The sequence below is a fragment of the Micromonospora sp. NPDC048842 genome (assembly GCF_040649935.1).
Taxonomy (GTDB): Bacteria; Actinomycetota; Actinomycetes; order Mycobacteriales; family Micromonosporaceae; genus Micromonospora; species Micromonospora hortensis.
In genome coordinates this window covers 193,362-208,070 of sequence record NZ_JBEZGK010000011.1, presented here as the reverse complement: position 1 = coordinate 208,070, position 14,709 = coordinate 193,362, and the positions used below count along the sequence as shown (strand labels likewise).

The 14,709-nt window shown below is 72.8% G+C and carries 13 protein-coding genes; 6 read left to right on the top strand and 7 right to left on the bottom strand.

Features of this window, described 5'->3' with window-relative positions; genetic code table 11:
- Positions 1-19 precede the first annotated feature (19 nt).
- The 5 genes from kdpB (at position 20) to AB0C19_RS18185 (ending at position 8,519) form a co-directional block, all read left to right on the top strand.
- Positions 20-2,215, top strand: a complete 2,196-nt coding sequence (gene kdpB, locus AB0C19_RS18205) for a potassium-transporting ATPase subunit KdpB (RefSeq protein ID WP_357186447.1) — start codon at positions 20-22, stop codon at positions 2,213-2,215.
- Positions 2,215-3,096: a potassium-transporting ATPase subunit C gene (locus tag AB0C19_RS18200; RefSeq protein ID WP_357186444.1), complete on the top strand. Its 882-nt coding sequence runs from the start codon at positions 2,215-2,217 to the stop codon at positions 3,094-3,096. Before kdpB ends, AB0C19_RS18200 begins: the two co-directional genes overlap by 1 nt.
- 72 nt (positions 3,097-3,168) lie before the next feature.
- Positions 3,169-5,718, top strand: a complete 2,550-nt coding sequence (locus AB0C19_RS18195) for a DUF4118 domain-containing protein (protein ID WP_357186442.1) — start codon at positions 3,169-3,171, stop codon at positions 5,716-5,718.
- Positions 5,715-6,395 (top strand): response regulator, encoded by a 681-nt coding sequence (locus AB0C19_RS18190; protein WP_238683747.1) that lies wholly within the window; start codon positions 5,715-5,717, stop codon positions 6,393-6,395. Before AB0C19_RS18195 ends, AB0C19_RS18190 begins: the two co-directional genes overlap by 4 nt.
- A 102-nt stretch (positions 6,396-6,497) precedes the next feature.
- Complete coding sequence (locus AB0C19_RS18185; protein ID WP_357186437.1) at positions 6,498-8,519, top strand: FAD-dependent oxidoreductase; 2,022 nt, start codon at positions 6,498-6,500, stop codon at positions 8,517-8,519.
- On the opposite strand, the gene AB0C19_RS18180 is transcribed toward AB0C19_RS18185, so the two are convergent.
- Together AB0C19_RS18180 and AB0C19_RS18175 are read right to left on the bottom strand one after the other, a co-directional pair.
- On the bottom strand, positions 8,420-8,803 hold the full coding sequence (locus tag AB0C19_RS18180) for an SAV_915 family protein (protein WP_357186434.1): 384 nt from the start codon (positions 8,801-8,803) through the stop codon (positions 8,420-8,422). The genes AB0C19_RS18185 and AB0C19_RS18180 overlap by 100 nt on opposite strands.
- A gap of 56 nt (positions 8,804-8,859) precedes the next feature.
- Positions 8,860-9,270 carry a hypothetical protein gene (locus AB0C19_RS18175; protein ID WP_357186431.1) on the bottom strand — a complete coding sequence of 137 codons (411 nt, stop codon included), beginning with the start codon at positions 9,268-9,270 and terminating at the stop codon, positions 8,860-8,862.
- A 163-nt stretch (positions 9,271-9,433) separates the two neighbouring features.
- Here AB0C19_RS18175 and AB0C19_RS18170 point away from each other — a divergent pair, with 163 nt between their 5' ends.
- A complete protein-coding gene (locus tag AB0C19_RS18170; protein ID WP_357186428.1) occupies positions 9,434-10,189 on the top strand; it encodes a dienelactone hydrolase family protein in 756 nt (251 codons plus the stop codon).
- 17 nt (positions 10,190-10,206) lie between these two features.
- On the opposite strand, the gene AB0C19_RS18165 is transcribed toward AB0C19_RS18170, so the two are convergent.
- From AB0C19_RS18165 to AB0C19_RS18145, 5 genes are all read right to left on the bottom strand, one after another.
- Entirely contained in the window at positions 10,207-11,310 is a 1,104-nt protein-coding gene (locus tag AB0C19_RS18165) for an L-dopachrome tautomerase-related protein (RefSeq protein ID WP_357186425.1), read from the bottom strand.
- 100 nt (positions 11,311-11,410) lie between these two features.
- The gene (locus tag AB0C19_RS18160; RefSeq protein ID WP_357186422.1) at positions 11,411-12,292 is read right to left on the bottom strand and encodes an SMP-30/gluconolactonase/LRE family protein; all 882 of its coding nucleotides are present in this window, start codon (positions 12,290-12,292) and stop codon (positions 11,411-11,413) included.
- A gap of 20 nt (positions 12,293-12,312) precedes the next feature.
- Entirely contained in the window at positions 12,313-13,254 is a 942-nt protein-coding gene (locus AB0C19_RS18155) for a sugar kinase (RefSeq protein WP_357186419.1), read from the bottom strand.
- Positions 13,251-13,871 carry a bifunctional 4-hydroxy-2-oxoglutarate aldolase/2-dehydro-3-deoxy-phosphogluconate aldolase gene (locus tag AB0C19_RS18150; protein WP_357186416.1) on the bottom strand — a complete coding sequence of 207 codons (621 nt, stop codon included), beginning with the start codon at positions 13,869-13,871 and terminating at the stop codon, positions 13,251-13,253. Before AB0C19_RS18150 ends, AB0C19_RS18155 begins: the two co-directional genes overlap by 4 nt.
- A 10-nt stretch (positions 13,872-13,881) precedes the next feature.
- On the bottom strand, positions 13,882-14,709 hold the full coding sequence (locus tag AB0C19_RS18145) for a hypothetical protein (protein WP_357186412.1): 828 nt from the start codon (positions 14,707-14,709) through the stop codon (positions 13,882-13,884).

Sequence of the window (14,709 nt, the reverse complement as noted above, 5' to 3'; positions counted from 1 at the left end):
CATCATGAGGAACGAGGACATGTCCGTCACGTCCGCCCCAACAGAGCAACTCCCCGGCACGCCCGCCACCCAGGGCAACCGGATCGGCGGGGGCCTGCTCGACCCCAAGCAGTTGATCCGGTCCCTGCCGGACGCGGTCCGCAAGCTCAACCCCCGCACGCTGTGGCGCAACCCGGTGATGCTGATCGTGGAGGTCGGCGCGGCCTTCACCACGGTCCTGGCGGTGATCGACCCGTCGGTGTTCGCCTGGGCGATCACCATCTGGCTCTGGCTGACAGTGGTCTTCGCCAACCTGGCCGAGGCGGTCGCCGAGGGTCGGGGCAAGGCCCAGGCCGCGACCCTGCGGCAGGCGAAGAAGGACACCATCGCCACCCGGCTGATCGACTGGAAGCCGGGCGCGCGGGCCAACACCTACCGCGATGAGGCGGTGCCCGCGCCGGACCTGCGTCAGGGCGACGTCGTGCTCGTCGAGGCGGGCGGCATCATCCCCGGCGACGGCGACATCGTCGAGGGCATCGCCAGCGTCGACGAGTCGGCCATCACCGGCGAGTCCGCCCCGGTCATCCGGGAGTCCGGCGGCGACCGCAGCGCGGTCACCGGCGGCACCAAGGTGCTCTCCGACCGGATCATCGTGAAGATCACCCAGAAGCCGGGGGAGAGCTTCATCGACCGGATGATCGCCCTGGTCGAGGGGGCCAACCGGCAGAAGACGCCTAACGAGATCGCGCTGAACATCCTGCTCGCCGCGCTCACTGTCATCTTCCTGCTGGCCGTCGTCACCCTCCAGCCGCTGGCCATCTTCTCCAAGGCGTACCAGGCGGCGGCGCCGGACAGCGGGGCGATCACCGACTCCGGTGTGACCGGCGTGGTGCTGATCTCGCTGCTGGTCTGCCTGATCCCCACCACCATCGGCGCGCTGCTCTCCGCCATCGGCATCGCCGGCATGGACCGGCTGGTGCAGCGCAACGTCCTGGCCATGAGCGGCCGGGCCGTCGAGGCGGCCGGCGACGTCAACACCCTGCTGCTGGACAAGACCGGCACCATCACGCTGGGCAACCGGCAGGCCGCCGAGTTCGTACCGGTGGAGGGGGTAGACGCCGCGGCGCTGGCCGACGCCGCGCAGCTGTCCAGCCTGGCCGACGAGACCCCGGAGGGGCGCTCGGTGGTCGTCCTGGCGAAGAACGAGTTCGGGCTGCGCGAGCGCGAGCCCGGCGTGATGCCGCACGCCACCTTCGTACCGTTCACCGCGCAGACCCGGATGAGCGGCGTAGACCTCACCCCGGACGCCAGCGTGGACGCCGGCGCGGTGGGCACGGCCCGCCGGGTCCGCAAGGGCGCCGCCGCCGCGGTGATGAAGTGGGTACGGGAGAACGGCGGCCACCCGACCGAGCAGGTCGGCGAGATCGTGGACGCGATCAGCGGCACCGGCGGCACCCCGCTGGTGGTCGCCGAGCACGTCGACGGTGCGCCCGCCCGAGCGCTTGGCGTCATCCACCTCAAGGACGTGGTCAAGTCCGGCATGCGGGAGCGGTTCGACGAGATGCGCCGGATGGGCATCCGAACCGTGATGATCACCGGCGACAACCCGCGCACCGCGAAGGCGATCGCCGACGAGGCCGGGGTGGACGACTTCCTGGCCGAGGCGACACCGGAGGACAAACTCGCGCTGATCAAGCGGGAGCAGGAGGGTGGCCGCCTGGTCGCGATGACCGGTGACGGCACCAACGACGCGCCGGCGCTCGCGCAGGCCGACGTCGGGGTGGCCATGAACACCGGCACGTCGGCTGCCAAGGAGGCCGGCAACATGGTCGACCTCGACTCCGACCCGACCAAGCTGATCGAGATCGTGGAGATCGGCAAGCAGTTGCTGATCACGCGCGGCGCGCTGACCACCTTCAGCATCGCCAACGACATCGCGAAGTACTTCGCGATCATCCCGGCCATGTTCGCCGGCCTCTACCCGAGCCTGGACGCGCTGAACATCATGCGGCTGTCCAGCCCGGAGTCGGCGATCCTGTCCGCTGTCATCTTCAACGCCCTGGTGATCATCGCGCTGATCCCGCTCGCCCTACGGGGCGTGCGGTACCGGCCGGCCGCCGCGTCGAAGCTGCTCAGCCGCAACCTGCTGGTCTACGGGCTGGGCGGCATCATCGTGCCGTTCATCGGGATCAAACTCATCGACCTGCTCATCCAGTTCATCCCGGGGATTTCGTGATGCGCCTACCCACCTGGATCGCCCAACACCTCGCCGCGCTGCGCGCCGTACTCGTCTTCACCGTGCTGCTCGGCCTGGTCTACCCGCTGGCCCTGGTAGCGCTCGGTCAGCTACCCGGCCTCAACCACAAGGCCGACGGCTCGCTGATCTCCTCGGGAGGGACGACCGTCGGCAGCGCGCTGATCGGTCAGTCCTTCACCGACGCCGACGGCAACCCCGTCGCCAGGTACTTCCAGTCCCGCCCCTCCGCCGCCGGCGACGGCTACGACCCGACCTCCACCTCGGCCAGCAACCTGGGCCCGGAGAGCGTTGTCGACACCATCGCCACCGACCCGGAGGAATCCAGCGAGAGCCTGCTCACCCAGGTGTGCGGGCGCAGCAAGTCGGTCGGCGAGCTCAACGGCGTCGACGGCGGGCGCCCGTACTGCACCGACGACGGAGTGGGCGCCGTGCTCGCGGTCTTCCGCGCCGACGGCCTGACCGGCCCGGTCACCCGGGTGGTCAGCGTCAACCAGGCCGCCCCGGCGACGCCCTTCGTCACCGAGTACCAGGGGGTGACTGTGGAGCCGGCCCAGCCCGGCGAGGACTACGTGGCCGCCGGCGGGGTGGTCACCCCGATCCGGGGCGACGCGCCCGCCGACCCGGGGGTGCCCGCCGACGCGGTCACCGCCAGCGCCAGCGGTCTCGACCCGCAGATCAGCCCGGCGTACGCCGAACTGCAGGTGAACCGGGTCGCGCGGGAGCGCGGCGCGGACCCGGCGGCGGTCCGCAAGCTGGTCGAGGAGCACACCGGCGGGCGTGGGCTGGGCTTCATGGGCGCGCCCGGCGTCAACGTGCTGGAGCTCAACCTCGCGCTCGACAAGCAGTTCGCCGCACGCTGAGCACTCTCGCGGGCGGGGCCGTGCCGACCGGCGCGGCCCCGCCCGCCCATCTGACCAGGGAGGATGGTCCCCGTGCCACGCGGAGAACTGCGCATCTATCTGGGGGCCGCCCCCGGCGTCGGCAAGACGTACGCCATGTTGGAGGAGGCCCAGCGGCGGGCCGCGCGCGGCACCGACGTGGTGATCGGTTTCGTGGAGACCCACGGCCGTCAACACACCGCCGCGATGCTCGGCGACCTGGAGCAGGTGCCCCGCCGCACCATTGACTACCGCGGTGCGGCGTTCACCGAGATGGACCTGGACGCGGTGCTGGCCCGCCGGCCACAGATCGCTGTGGTCGACGAGCTGGCGCACAGCAACGTGCCCGGTTGTCGGCACGACAAGCGCTGGCAGGACGTCCAGGAGCTGCTCGACGCCGGGATCGACGTGCTGTCCACTGTCAACGTGCAGCACCTGGAGTCGGTGAACGACGTCGTCGCGCAGATCACCGGCACCACCCAGCGGGAGACAGTGCCGGACGAGATCGTCCGCGCCGCCGAGCAGGTCGAGCTGGTCGACATGACCCCGGAAGCGTTGCGTCGGCGGATGGCGCACGGCAACATCTACCGACCCGACAAGATCGACGCCGCGTTGGGCAACTACTTCCGGGTCGGCAACCTCACCGCCCTGCGCGAGCTGGCGCTGCTCTGGCTGGCCGACAAGGTCGACGAGCAGCTCGACCGCTACCGCAGCCAGCAGGGGATCGCGGCCACCTGGGAGGCTCGGGAACGGGTGGTGGTCGCGCTGACCGGTGGCCCGGAGGGTGAGACGCTGATCCGTCGTGCGGCCCGGGTCGCGGCCCGCAGCAAGGGCGCCGACCTGCTCGCCGTGCACGTGGCCCGCAGCGACGGCCTGGCCGGCGCCGACCCGGCCCAGTTGGCCCGGCAACGAGTGCTGGTGGAGAGCCTGGGCGGCACGTACCACCAGGTGCTCGGCACCGACGTGCCGGCCGCGCTGCTGGACTTCGCCCAGGGCGTGAACGCCACCCAGTTGGTGCTGGGGGCCAGCCGGCGGGGTCGCCTCGCGCAGATCTTCGCCAGGGGTGTCGGGGTGACCACCACAGCGCTCTCCGGCTCGATCGACGTTCACCTGGTCACCCACAAGCAGGCCGGCAAGGGTCGCCGGGCGGCGGCCGTACCGGCGGCGCTGTCCCGACGCCGCAGGCTGCTCGGCTTCGGCCTGGCGGTGCTGGGCATGCCGCTGCTCACAGTGCTGCTGAAGACACTGCCCGACCTGACGCTGACGAACGACATCCTGCTGTTCCTCGCCGGGGTCGTCGGGGTCGCGCTGGTCGGCGGGGTGTGGCCGGCCCTGGTGGCCGCGCTCGGCGGCTCGCTGCTGCTCAACTGGTTCTTCACGCCGCCGTTCCGCACGCTGACCATCGCCGAGGCGGACAACCTGCTCGCCCTGGCCGTCTTCGTCGGGGTGGCCCTCGCGGTGAGCTGGATCGTCGACGTTGCTGCCCGTCGTACCCGGGAGGCCGCGCGGGCCGCCGCCGACGCGCAGACCCTCGCCGCCGTCGCCGGTGGCGTGCTGCGCGGCGAACGTCCGCTGCCCGCACTGCTCGATCAGCTCCGGGAGACCTTCGGGCTGCGCGCGGTGAGCGTGCTGGAGTTGGCCGAGGAGGCCAGCGGGCGACCAGAACGGGCCCGCGAGGAGCACGCCTGGTGTGTGGTGGCCAGCGTCGGCGAGCAGCCGGCCTGCACGCCTGACGCTGGCGAGACGGCGGTACCTGTCGACGACCGGATCACCGTCGTGCTCAGCGGCCGGCGGTTGGAGGCCGCCGACCGGCGGATCGTCGAGGCGTTCGCCGCCCAGGCCGCCGTCGCGCTGCGCCAGGAACGGCTCGCCCAGGAGGCCGCCACCGCCCGGCCCCTCGCCGCCGCCGACCGGATGCGCACCGCGCTGCTCGCGGCGGTCAGCCACGACCTGCGTACGCCACTGGCGTCCGCGAAGGCGGCAGTGACCAGCCTGCGCAGCCACGACATCGAGTTCGACGAGTCCGACCGCGAGGAGCTGCTGGAGACCGCCGAGGAGTCGCTGGACCGGCTCGCCCGGCTGGTCGGCAACCTCCTGGACATGAGCCGGCTCCAGGCGGGCGTGCTGGGCATCTCGGCGACAGCTATCGGCCTGGAGGACGCCGTACCCCTGGCGTTGGACGAACTTGGTCCGGCGGCCGCGACCGTCGGGACGGACATCCCGGCCGACCTGCCGGCCGCCACCGCCGACCCGGGCCTGCTGGAACGGGTGCTTGTCAACATCGTCGCCAACGCGCTGCGCTACAGCCCGCCGGATCAACCGCCCACGATCACCGCCAGCGCGCACGCCGGCCAGGTGGAGCTGCGGGTGATCGACAGGGGGCCGGGCATCCCGGAGGACCAGTGGGAGCACGTCTTCCTGCCGTTCCAACGTCTCGGCGACCGGGACAACCAGACCGGCGTCGGTCTCGGGCTTGCCCTGTCCCGGGGGTTGGCCGAGGCGATGGGTGGCAGCATCACCCCGGAGACCACGCCCGGCGGTGGGCTCACCATGGTGCTGCGGCTGCCCGCCGCGCCGACCAGCTCGGAGGGGCCGCAGGAATGACGCGCATCCTGGTCGTCGACGACGAACCGCAGATCCTGCGCGCCCTGCGCATCAATCTGCGCGCCCGCAGGTACGACGTGGATGTCGCCGGCACCGGGGCCGCCGCGTTGAAGGCCGCCGCCAGCCACCCGCCCGACCTGGTGGTGCTGGACCTCGGCCTGCCCGACATCGACGGCGTGGAGGTGATCCGGGGCCTGCGCGGGTGGACCACAGTGCCGATCATCGTGCTCTCCGGCCGGGCCGGCAGCGAGGACAAGGTCGCGGCGCTGGACGCGGGCGCCGACGACTACGTCACCAAGCCGTTCGGGGTCGAGGAGTTGCTGGCCCGCATCCGCGCGGTGACCCGCCGCCTGGGCGCGCCCAGCGAAGCGGTGCCGGCTCTGCGGATCGGCCAGCACACAGTCGACCTGGCCGACCACAGCGTGCTGCGTGACGACGGCACCGAGGTCAAGCTGACCCCCATCCAGTGGAGCGTGCTGGAGAAGCTGCTGCGTCACCCCGGCAAGTTGGTCAGCCAACGTCAGCTCCTCCAGGACGTGTGGGGGCCGGAATACCAGAACGAGACCAACTACCTGCGGCAGTACCTGGCCCAGCTTCGGCGCAAGCTGGAGGACGACCCGGCCCGCCCCCGCCACCTCATCACCGAGCCGGGAATGGGTTACCGCTACCGGCCGTGAACCGTTGACACCCGCCGGCAGAGATTGAAGAATTTCTCTCGCAGCGGCAGCGGCGTGCTTCTGTAACCGTCCCCTTCACCGGTTACCCCTCGGGAGCCCGCCGTGTCCGTGCCCCTGCCCCTGCCCCTGTCCCGTCGTCGGCTGCTCGTCGCCGGCGGTGCCGGCCTCGTCCTGGCCGGTCTCACCGACCCGTTCCGGGCCGTCCCCGCCCGAGCCGCCGTCACCACCGCCGACCTTGTCGTCTACGGCGCCACCTCCGGCGGGCTGGCCGCCGCGATCACCATGCGCCGGCTCGGCCGCACCGCAGTGGTGGTGGAGCCCACCGGCCACGTCGGCGGGTTGAGCACCGCCGGACTGGGCGCCACCGACACCGGCGTCCAGGCGTCCATCGGCGGGCTGGCCGCCGAGTTCTACCGCCGGGTGTACGTGAAGTACCACGGCGGAACCCTCACGCCGACGTCGCCGCTGCGGATGACCTTCGAACCGCGCGTCGCCACCGCCGTCTTCGCCGAGATGCTGGCTGAGGCGGGCGTGCCGGTGGTCGTCGACGCCCGGCTGGCCGGCCTGGGCCGAACCGGGAACCGGATCACCGAGCTGCGCACCGAGGACGGGTCGATCTACCGGGGCGGGGTGTTCGTCGACGCCACCTACGAGGGGGATCTGCTGGCCATGGCCGGGGTGGGGTTCACCGTCGGGCGGGAGTCCAACGACACCTACGGCGAGACGATCAATGGGGTGCAGTCGCGCAACACCCACCAGTTCGCCTACCCCGTCGACCCGTACGTGACGGCCGGCTCGCCCGCCAGCGGGCTGCTGCCGGGCATCTCCGCCACACCGCTCGCCCCGCAGGGCAGCGGCGACGACAAGATCCAGGCGTACTGCTTCCGGATGTGCCTGACCCAGGCGGCCAACCGGATCCCGTTCGGCAAGCCGTCCGGGTACGACCCGATCCGGTACGAGCTGCTGCTGCGGCACATCCAGGCCGGCTACGCGGGACCGTACTTCACCACCCACTCGGTCGGCGGCGGGAAGACCGACTCCAACAACAACGGTGCCGTGTCGACCGACAACATCGGCTTCAACTACGCGTACCCCACGGCGAGCTGGGCCACGCGCGAGAGCATCATCGCCGAGCACCGCACCTACCAGCAGGGGCTGATGTGGTTCCTGGCCAACGACCCCCGACTGCCGGTGTCGGTCCGCGACTCGACGGCCCGGTGGGGGCTGCCGGTGGACGAGTTCACCGGCACTAGCGGCTGGCCACCGATGCTCTACATCCGCGAGGCACGCCGGATGATCTCCGCGTACGTGATGACCGAGGCCGACTGTCGGGGCCGGGTACGCGCCACCGACTCGGTGGGACTGGCCAGCTACACGATGGACTCGCACAACTGTCAGCGGGTGGTCGTCGACGGCAGGGTGCGCAACGAGGGAGACGTGCAGATCGGCGTGCCGGCGCCGTACCCGGTGAGCTACCGCGCGATAGTGCCGCACCAGGCGCAGTGCGCCAACCTGCTGGTGCCGGTCTGTCTCTCGGCGAGTCACATCGCGTACGGCTCGATCCGGATGGAACCCGTGTTCATGATCCTCGGGCAGGCCGCTGCCACAGCGGCGTCCCTGGCGCTCGCCGGGAACCTCGCCGTGCAGGCCGTCTCCGTGCCCACCCTGCAGACCCGGCTGCGCCAGGACGGCGCGGTGCTGGAGTGGGGCTCCACCAGCGAGGTGATCCTGGACAACGCCGCGTCCAGCGGCATCACCAGGGCCGGAACGTGGCTGCGCAGCACCAGCATCGGCGGCTACTACGGCCCGGACTACGAGCACGACGGCAACACCGCCAAGGGCGTCAACCGGCTGCGGTTCCGCCCTTCACTGCCCGCCTCCGGGTCGTGGACGGTGCAGTTGCGCTGGACCGCGGACCCGAACCGCGCGACGAACGTGCCGGTCGACATCGCGTACTCCGGGGGGTTGGTCACCCGGACGGTCAACCAGCGACAGTCCGGCGGCCAGTGGGTGCCGTTGGGCACCTACCAGTTCACTGCGGGCAGCGACGGAAGCGTGCTGATCCGCACCGAGGACACCGACGGCCACGTGGTCGCGGACGCGGTGCGCTTCGTACGCGCCTGACCGAAGGCGGGTGCCGGGTCGACCCGGTCAAGTGGCGGGGCCACCAGCAGCGGGTCGACCTGGATCACCTCGATGCCGAGCGGGCGCAGCATGGTCCGCAGCGCGGGCTCGCACAGCTCTTCCCACTGCTGCTCCGCGCCCATCGCGGCGACCAGCAGCTCCGGTCGGGTGAAGGCGATGCCCACCCGTTGCCCCTGCGGCGAACGGCCGGTCCGCACCGTCCGCACCAGCCGTCCCGGCAGGTCGCGCACCGGAACGGCGAAGATCATCGGGGCGTCGTCCATGGCCGGGTTGGTCCTTTCCACACGTGTCGGGAGGCGGTGGGCGTCGGTGCGGGGGTTCATGCCGCTGACCTCACACGGGCCGGGGCGTCCTCGGCGATACGCGGGTCGGTCGGCGTGGTCAGGTCGAGCGCGCGCAGGATGTAGTTGGCCTCCGCCACCTCCACTCCGGCGCGCAGGCGCAGGTCGGCAACGGCGCGGTGCAGCACTGTGATGCTCTCGGCGGAGAGGCGGACCACGGCGTCGACGTCGGCGGCGATCCACCACGCCGCGACCGCGCACGGCTCGTGCCGCAGGTACTCCACCAGGTGACTACCGGGCGCGGACGGGCCGAGCCGGACGCTGACCAGCGCCTCGTGCCACCGCTCCGGCTCGTCCGCTCTGGTCGCGGGCTCGCCGGGGTCGCTGGCCGTGTCGGTGCCGGGTGGCGGCTCGCCGCGTTCCCAGCGTGTCATCCGCCAAGGACTCATGGACCCATCGTCACCACCGCGCGACGGCGGAGCACCGGTCGATACGCGCTTTCGACGGGCCAGCGCCATTTCTTGACGCCGCGTTCACGCGGCTGCCCGCCGGGGGTGCCGATACGGCGAGTAACGTTCCGAACGGACCAAGATCGGCGTACGAGGAGGCACGGTGCTGACGACGACGGTGGACATCCCGACCAGTGACGGAGTGGCGGACGCGAGTCTGACCCGACCGGACGGCGAGGGCAGGTTCCCTGCGGTGCTGCTCTTCATGGACGCCTTCGGGCCGCGCCCCCGCCTGGTCGAGATGGCCGAGCGGATCGCCGCCCGGGGCTACCTGGTGTTGACGCCCCACCTGTTCTACCGGGCCGGTCGGGCGCCGCTCTTCGACCTGTCCCGGCTCGGCGAGGCCGACCAGCGCGGTGCGCTCTTCGAGAAGATCATGCCGTTGGTCGGCGCGTTGACCCCCGAGGTGATCAGCCGGGACACCGCCGCGTTCCTCGACTTCCTGGCCGCCCGCGACGACGTCCGACCGGGCCCGGTCGCCATCACCGGTTACTGCATGGGCGGCACGAACGCGCTGCGGGCCATCGAGGCGCACCCGGACCGCATCGCCGCGATCGCCAGCTTCCACGGCGGGCGGATCGTCACCGAGGCGCCGGACAGCCCGCACCGGGGCGTCGCCTCGATCACCGGCGAGGTGTACTTCGGGCACGCCGACGCCGACCAGTCGATGACGCCCGAGCAGATCGCGACGCTGGAGGAGGCGCTCGACGCCGCCGGGGTGCGCTACCGCTCCGAGGTGTACACCGGGGCGCACCACGGCTACACCATGGCCGACACCCCGGCGTACGACGAGCAGGCCACCGAGCGTCACTGGGTCGCCCTGTTCGACCTCCTGGACCGCACCCTGCCGGCCAGCTGACCAGCGCGCCGGCCCGATCAACGGCGCAGCAGTACCGGGCCGGCGTCGATGCGGGTGCGGAACAGGGCGTACGGCTTGCGTCGCAGGTCCTGGCCCCGCTGGTACTGCGGCTGCCGGTGCAGTTGGTTGGCGGTGACGTAGAGGTACCCGTCGGTGGCCACCGACATGGTGTCCGGCCAGAGCAGTCGCGGGTCGTGCACCAGCGTTTCGTACTCGCCGTCGGGCAGTCGACGCAGCACCGCGTTGTGCTCGTACGCGGTGAGGTAGAGCCGCCCCGCGTCGTCGCTCTCCAACCCGTCCGAGGCGGTGCCCCGGTCGCCCTCGTCGACGACTGTCGCGGCGACCGCCTCCTGGGTGACGCCCGGGTCGGCCAGCGCCTCGGTGGAGACGCTGTGCAGGCGCCGGGATGCCAGCGGGCAGTAGTAGAGCCGGGTGCCGTCGGCGGAGATGGCGATGCCGTCGGATCCCATGGTCAACGGCTTCGGCGGGCCGTCGGCCGGCCGTTCGAGGAACGGTCGGCCCTCCACCACCGGGCGGAACGACGTCAGCGGCTCGGCCTTGGTGGACGGGTGGTCGTGCAGCCGCCGCCAGGACGCCCCGCTGGCCAGGTCCACCACGATGATCCCGTTCGGCCCGGTGGACGCGGAGTCGGTGATGTACGCGACCCCCGCCTCGCCCCGCCGCAGGTCGAAGCGGACGTCGTTGAGGTACGTCGTCGGCAGCGCCACGTCCGCCGGAAAGGTGATCACCTGGGCGACCGTGTCGGTGTCCAGGTCGATCCGGACCAGCTTGGGGCCGCCCGGCTTCGTGGGCTGGAACATCGGGCTGCCGGTGTCGAGCACCCAGAGCCGGTCGGCCGGGTCCACCACGATGCTCTGTACCGAGACGAACGCGCCCGCGTCGTCGTCGCCGGACGGGTCGTTCCAGGCCTGGTCGGGGTAGGGCATCTCCCGGCCGTCGCGCAGCTCGACGACTGTGGCCGGCCCCTCGTCGCCCCACTTGGGGAAGTTGACGAAGATCCGGCCCTGGTGCGAGACGCTCACCCCGGTCGGCATCGGGCCGGTGAAGGTGTGCACCAGCTCCAGCTCGCCCATCGGCTCGTCGCCGACCGGCCCGTTCACGACGTCCGCCCCACTGTGCTCATCGGCTCGCTCCCTACCGGTCGGCTGCTACCGCGCTTCGGTGCGGTTGTTCCCGCCCTGCCGTCCGATATGCCTCCGGTCAGCTCGCTGGCGCGCCGGCCCGCGCAGCGGGCAGGCCGGGCACCGGGACGTCCACCGCGAGCAGCGCGCCGTCCTGGGGGCCCGCCGAGTCCAGCCCCACCCGGGCGGTGCCGATGAAGAGTCGCCGCAGGTCGGGGCCGCCCAGGCAGATGCCGGCCGGCTGCGTGGCGGGCAGCCGGATCTCCCGGTCGAGGGTCCCGTCGGGCCGGTAGCGGCGTACCGCGGAGCCGCCCCACAACGCGATCCAGAGGTGCCCGGCCGCGTCGAGCGTCATGCCGTCCGGGCCGCCGTCGGCGGGGGACAACCGCAGGAACGGCTCCCGCCCGCTCAGGTCACCGGTGGCGGGGTCGACGGTGAACCGGTCGATCTCGCCGCGCGGGGTGTCGGCCAGGTACATGGTGGTGCCGGTCGCGTCGAACGCCGGCCCGTTCGGGATGGTCAGCCCGGTCACCGCGGGGACCGGCTCGGCGCCCGGGGTGAGGCGGAACAGCGCGCCTCCGCCGGGCACCATCGCGTACGTCATGCTGCCGGCCCAGAAGCGGCCGTGCGGGTCGGCGACCGCGTCGTTCATCCGGGTCGGCTCGGGCGCGTCGGCGACCAGCTCGGCGACCGGTCGGGGGTCGCCGGTGGCGGGCAGCACCGCGACGCCGGTCCCGGCGGCGGCCAGCCATTCACCGGGTCGGTCGGCCACCGGGGCGACAGCGCCGAGCGGTACGTCGAGGCGGCGTAGCTCCCGCAGCGGGTTCGGGGCGTCGCCGTCGGTCTCCAACAGTCGCCCGGCCAGCAGGTCGACGAGGACCAGTCGGTCGTCGACCCAGCGCAGGCCCTCACCCAACTCCAGCCGGTCGGTGCTCCAGACGGTCGGCTCGGTCAGCTCCATGGTGCTCCTCCAAAGGATCGTCAGCGGACCGTACCGCCGGGGCCGTGGTCGAGCAGCGCCAGCTCGGCCCGGTCGGGCAGGCCCTCCCAGTCGCCCCGGGTGGCGACAGCGAACGCGCCGGTGGTGACGGCCCGGTCCAGTCGGGCCGACGCGTCGGCGCCGTCGAGCCAGCCGGAGAGCAGCCCGGCGACGAAGGCGTCGCCCGCGCCGACGGTGTCCACCACCGGCACCGTCCGGGCTGGACGGTGGATGGTGCCGGTGGCGCTGTGGCTGGTCGCTCCATCGGCGCCGTGCTTGACCACCACCTCGGCGACGCCGGCCGAGAGTAGCGCCGATGCCGGATCGGTCGCGTCGGTCAGCACCGCCAACTCGTCGTCGGAGGCGATCACCAGGTCGATCGAGGGCAGCAACGGGCGCAGCACGGCGGCGGCCTCGGCGACCGACCAGAGCCGGTTGCGGTGGTTGACGTCCAGGCAGATCGTGCTGCCGGCGACGCGGGCGCGGCGCACGGCCTCCACCACCGCCTGGTACGGCTCGACGCCGAGAGCGCAGGTGATGCCGGTGACGTGCAGCAGCCGGGGTGGTGGCCCGGGCGCGTCGAAGGCCCGGGTCACGTCGGCCGGGCCCAGGCGGGAGCCGGCCGACCCGGCGCGGTGGTAGGTGACGCGGTTGATGTCGGCGACCCGATTCTCGAAGAGGATCAGGCCGGTGGGGGCGGTCGCGTCGACGCGGGACCAGGTCAGGTCGACACCCTCGGCACGCAGCGTGCGGCGGACCAGCTCGCCGGGCTCGTCGGCGCCGGTGACGCCGACCCAGGCCGGCCGGTGGCCGAGCCGGGCCAGGCCGATCGCCACGTTCGACTCGGATCCGGCGACGGAGATACCGGCGGTGCCGCCCAGTCGCAGTGGGCCGGTGGTGCGGAACGCCGCCATCGTCTCGCCGAGGGTGAGCAGGTCGGTCATGGCCGGACCGCCGCGAGGAAGGCGGCGGCGCGCTCGCGCAGCGCCGTCGTGTCGCCGCCTCGGACGGCGTCGCCGAGCAGCGGCGAACCGACGCCGACGGCTGTCGCGCCCCGCTCGAGGTAGCGCCGAGCGCCGTCGGCGTCGACACCGCCGACCGGCACGAACGCGGTACCGGGGAACGGGTCGCGCAGGGCGCCGAGGTAGTCGGGCCCGCCAAGTGAGGCCGGGAAGAGCTTGATCGCGGTGGCCCCGCCGTCGGTGGCCCGCACCACCTCGGTGGGGGTGAGAGCACCGGCGAGCACCGGCAGCCCGAGCCGGCCGCCCTCGGCGAGGCTCGCCGCGATGGCCGGGGTGACCAGGAAGCCGGCGCCCGCGTCGGCCGCCGCGCGGGCGTCCTCGACGCTGAGTACGGTGCCGGCACCCAGGGCGAAGTCGGGCCCGAGGGCGGCCCGGGCGCGGCGGATGACGCCGAGCGCGTCGGTGCTGGTCATCGAGACCTCGACCACTGCGACGCCGCTCTCGGCCAGTGTGAGCACTGCGGTCAGGGCGGCGGCCGGGTCCGGGCCGCGCACGATGGCCAACAGTCGATGGGTACGCAGCTCGTCGAGCAGGTTCATTCCGGTGTCCTCAGTGGTCGCGGTGGGCGGAGATGGTGAGTCGCCAGGTGACCTCGCCGGTGGGCGGGACGACCGCCGCGTCCGAGGGGCCGGCGTCGGCCAGGTCGAAGGCCGCGCCGAGCATCGGTTCGATGCCGACGCTGCGGTAGGGGCCGTTCGCCGGCCAGCCGCCCAGGTTGCGCCAGAGGGCGGTGCCGCGGGGCTGGTCGGCGCACTCCAGCTCCAGGGTCAGCCGGTCGGCTCCGTCGATGACCTGGACCCGGGCGCAGTCGAGCAGCACCGCGCCGAGCGCCGTCCCGTCGTCCCTGCCGAACGTGTCCAGCGTCAGCCCGGCCGGGGCCGGCCACGGGCCGGTCAACCATGGCTCGCCGGCGGGCCAGCCGCCCGGTGGCAGGAGCGCGGCGGCCTCCGGGTGCAGCCGGGTCGGGGTGCCGGCGGGCGCGTCGAGGCGGGCGGCGGGGGAGAGGTCGAGCAGGGCGTGCGCGGCCCAGACGAACCGGTACCCGGGGTCGGCGGCCAACCGGTAGTCGGCCGCCACCACGCCGGCGAAGTCGGTGATCCGGCGGGTGAGGGTGAACGTCGGCCGCTCGATGACCGCGGTGCCGGGGCCGCCGTCGCGCCACTGCCGCGACCACACCTCGCCGTGGTCGGGCTCACCGCGCACTGTGGGCAGGCACTCCTCCAGACCGCCGGCGTCGACGAACGCGCCGTCGGGGCGTACCTCGTGGCGGCCGGGTTCCGGGCCACGCCACAGCCACTCCCGGTCGCCGCCGCGCAGACTCGTCCACCGACCGCCGTGCGCCGCGTCGTACGACGCCCGCAGAGCCACCGGCCGCAC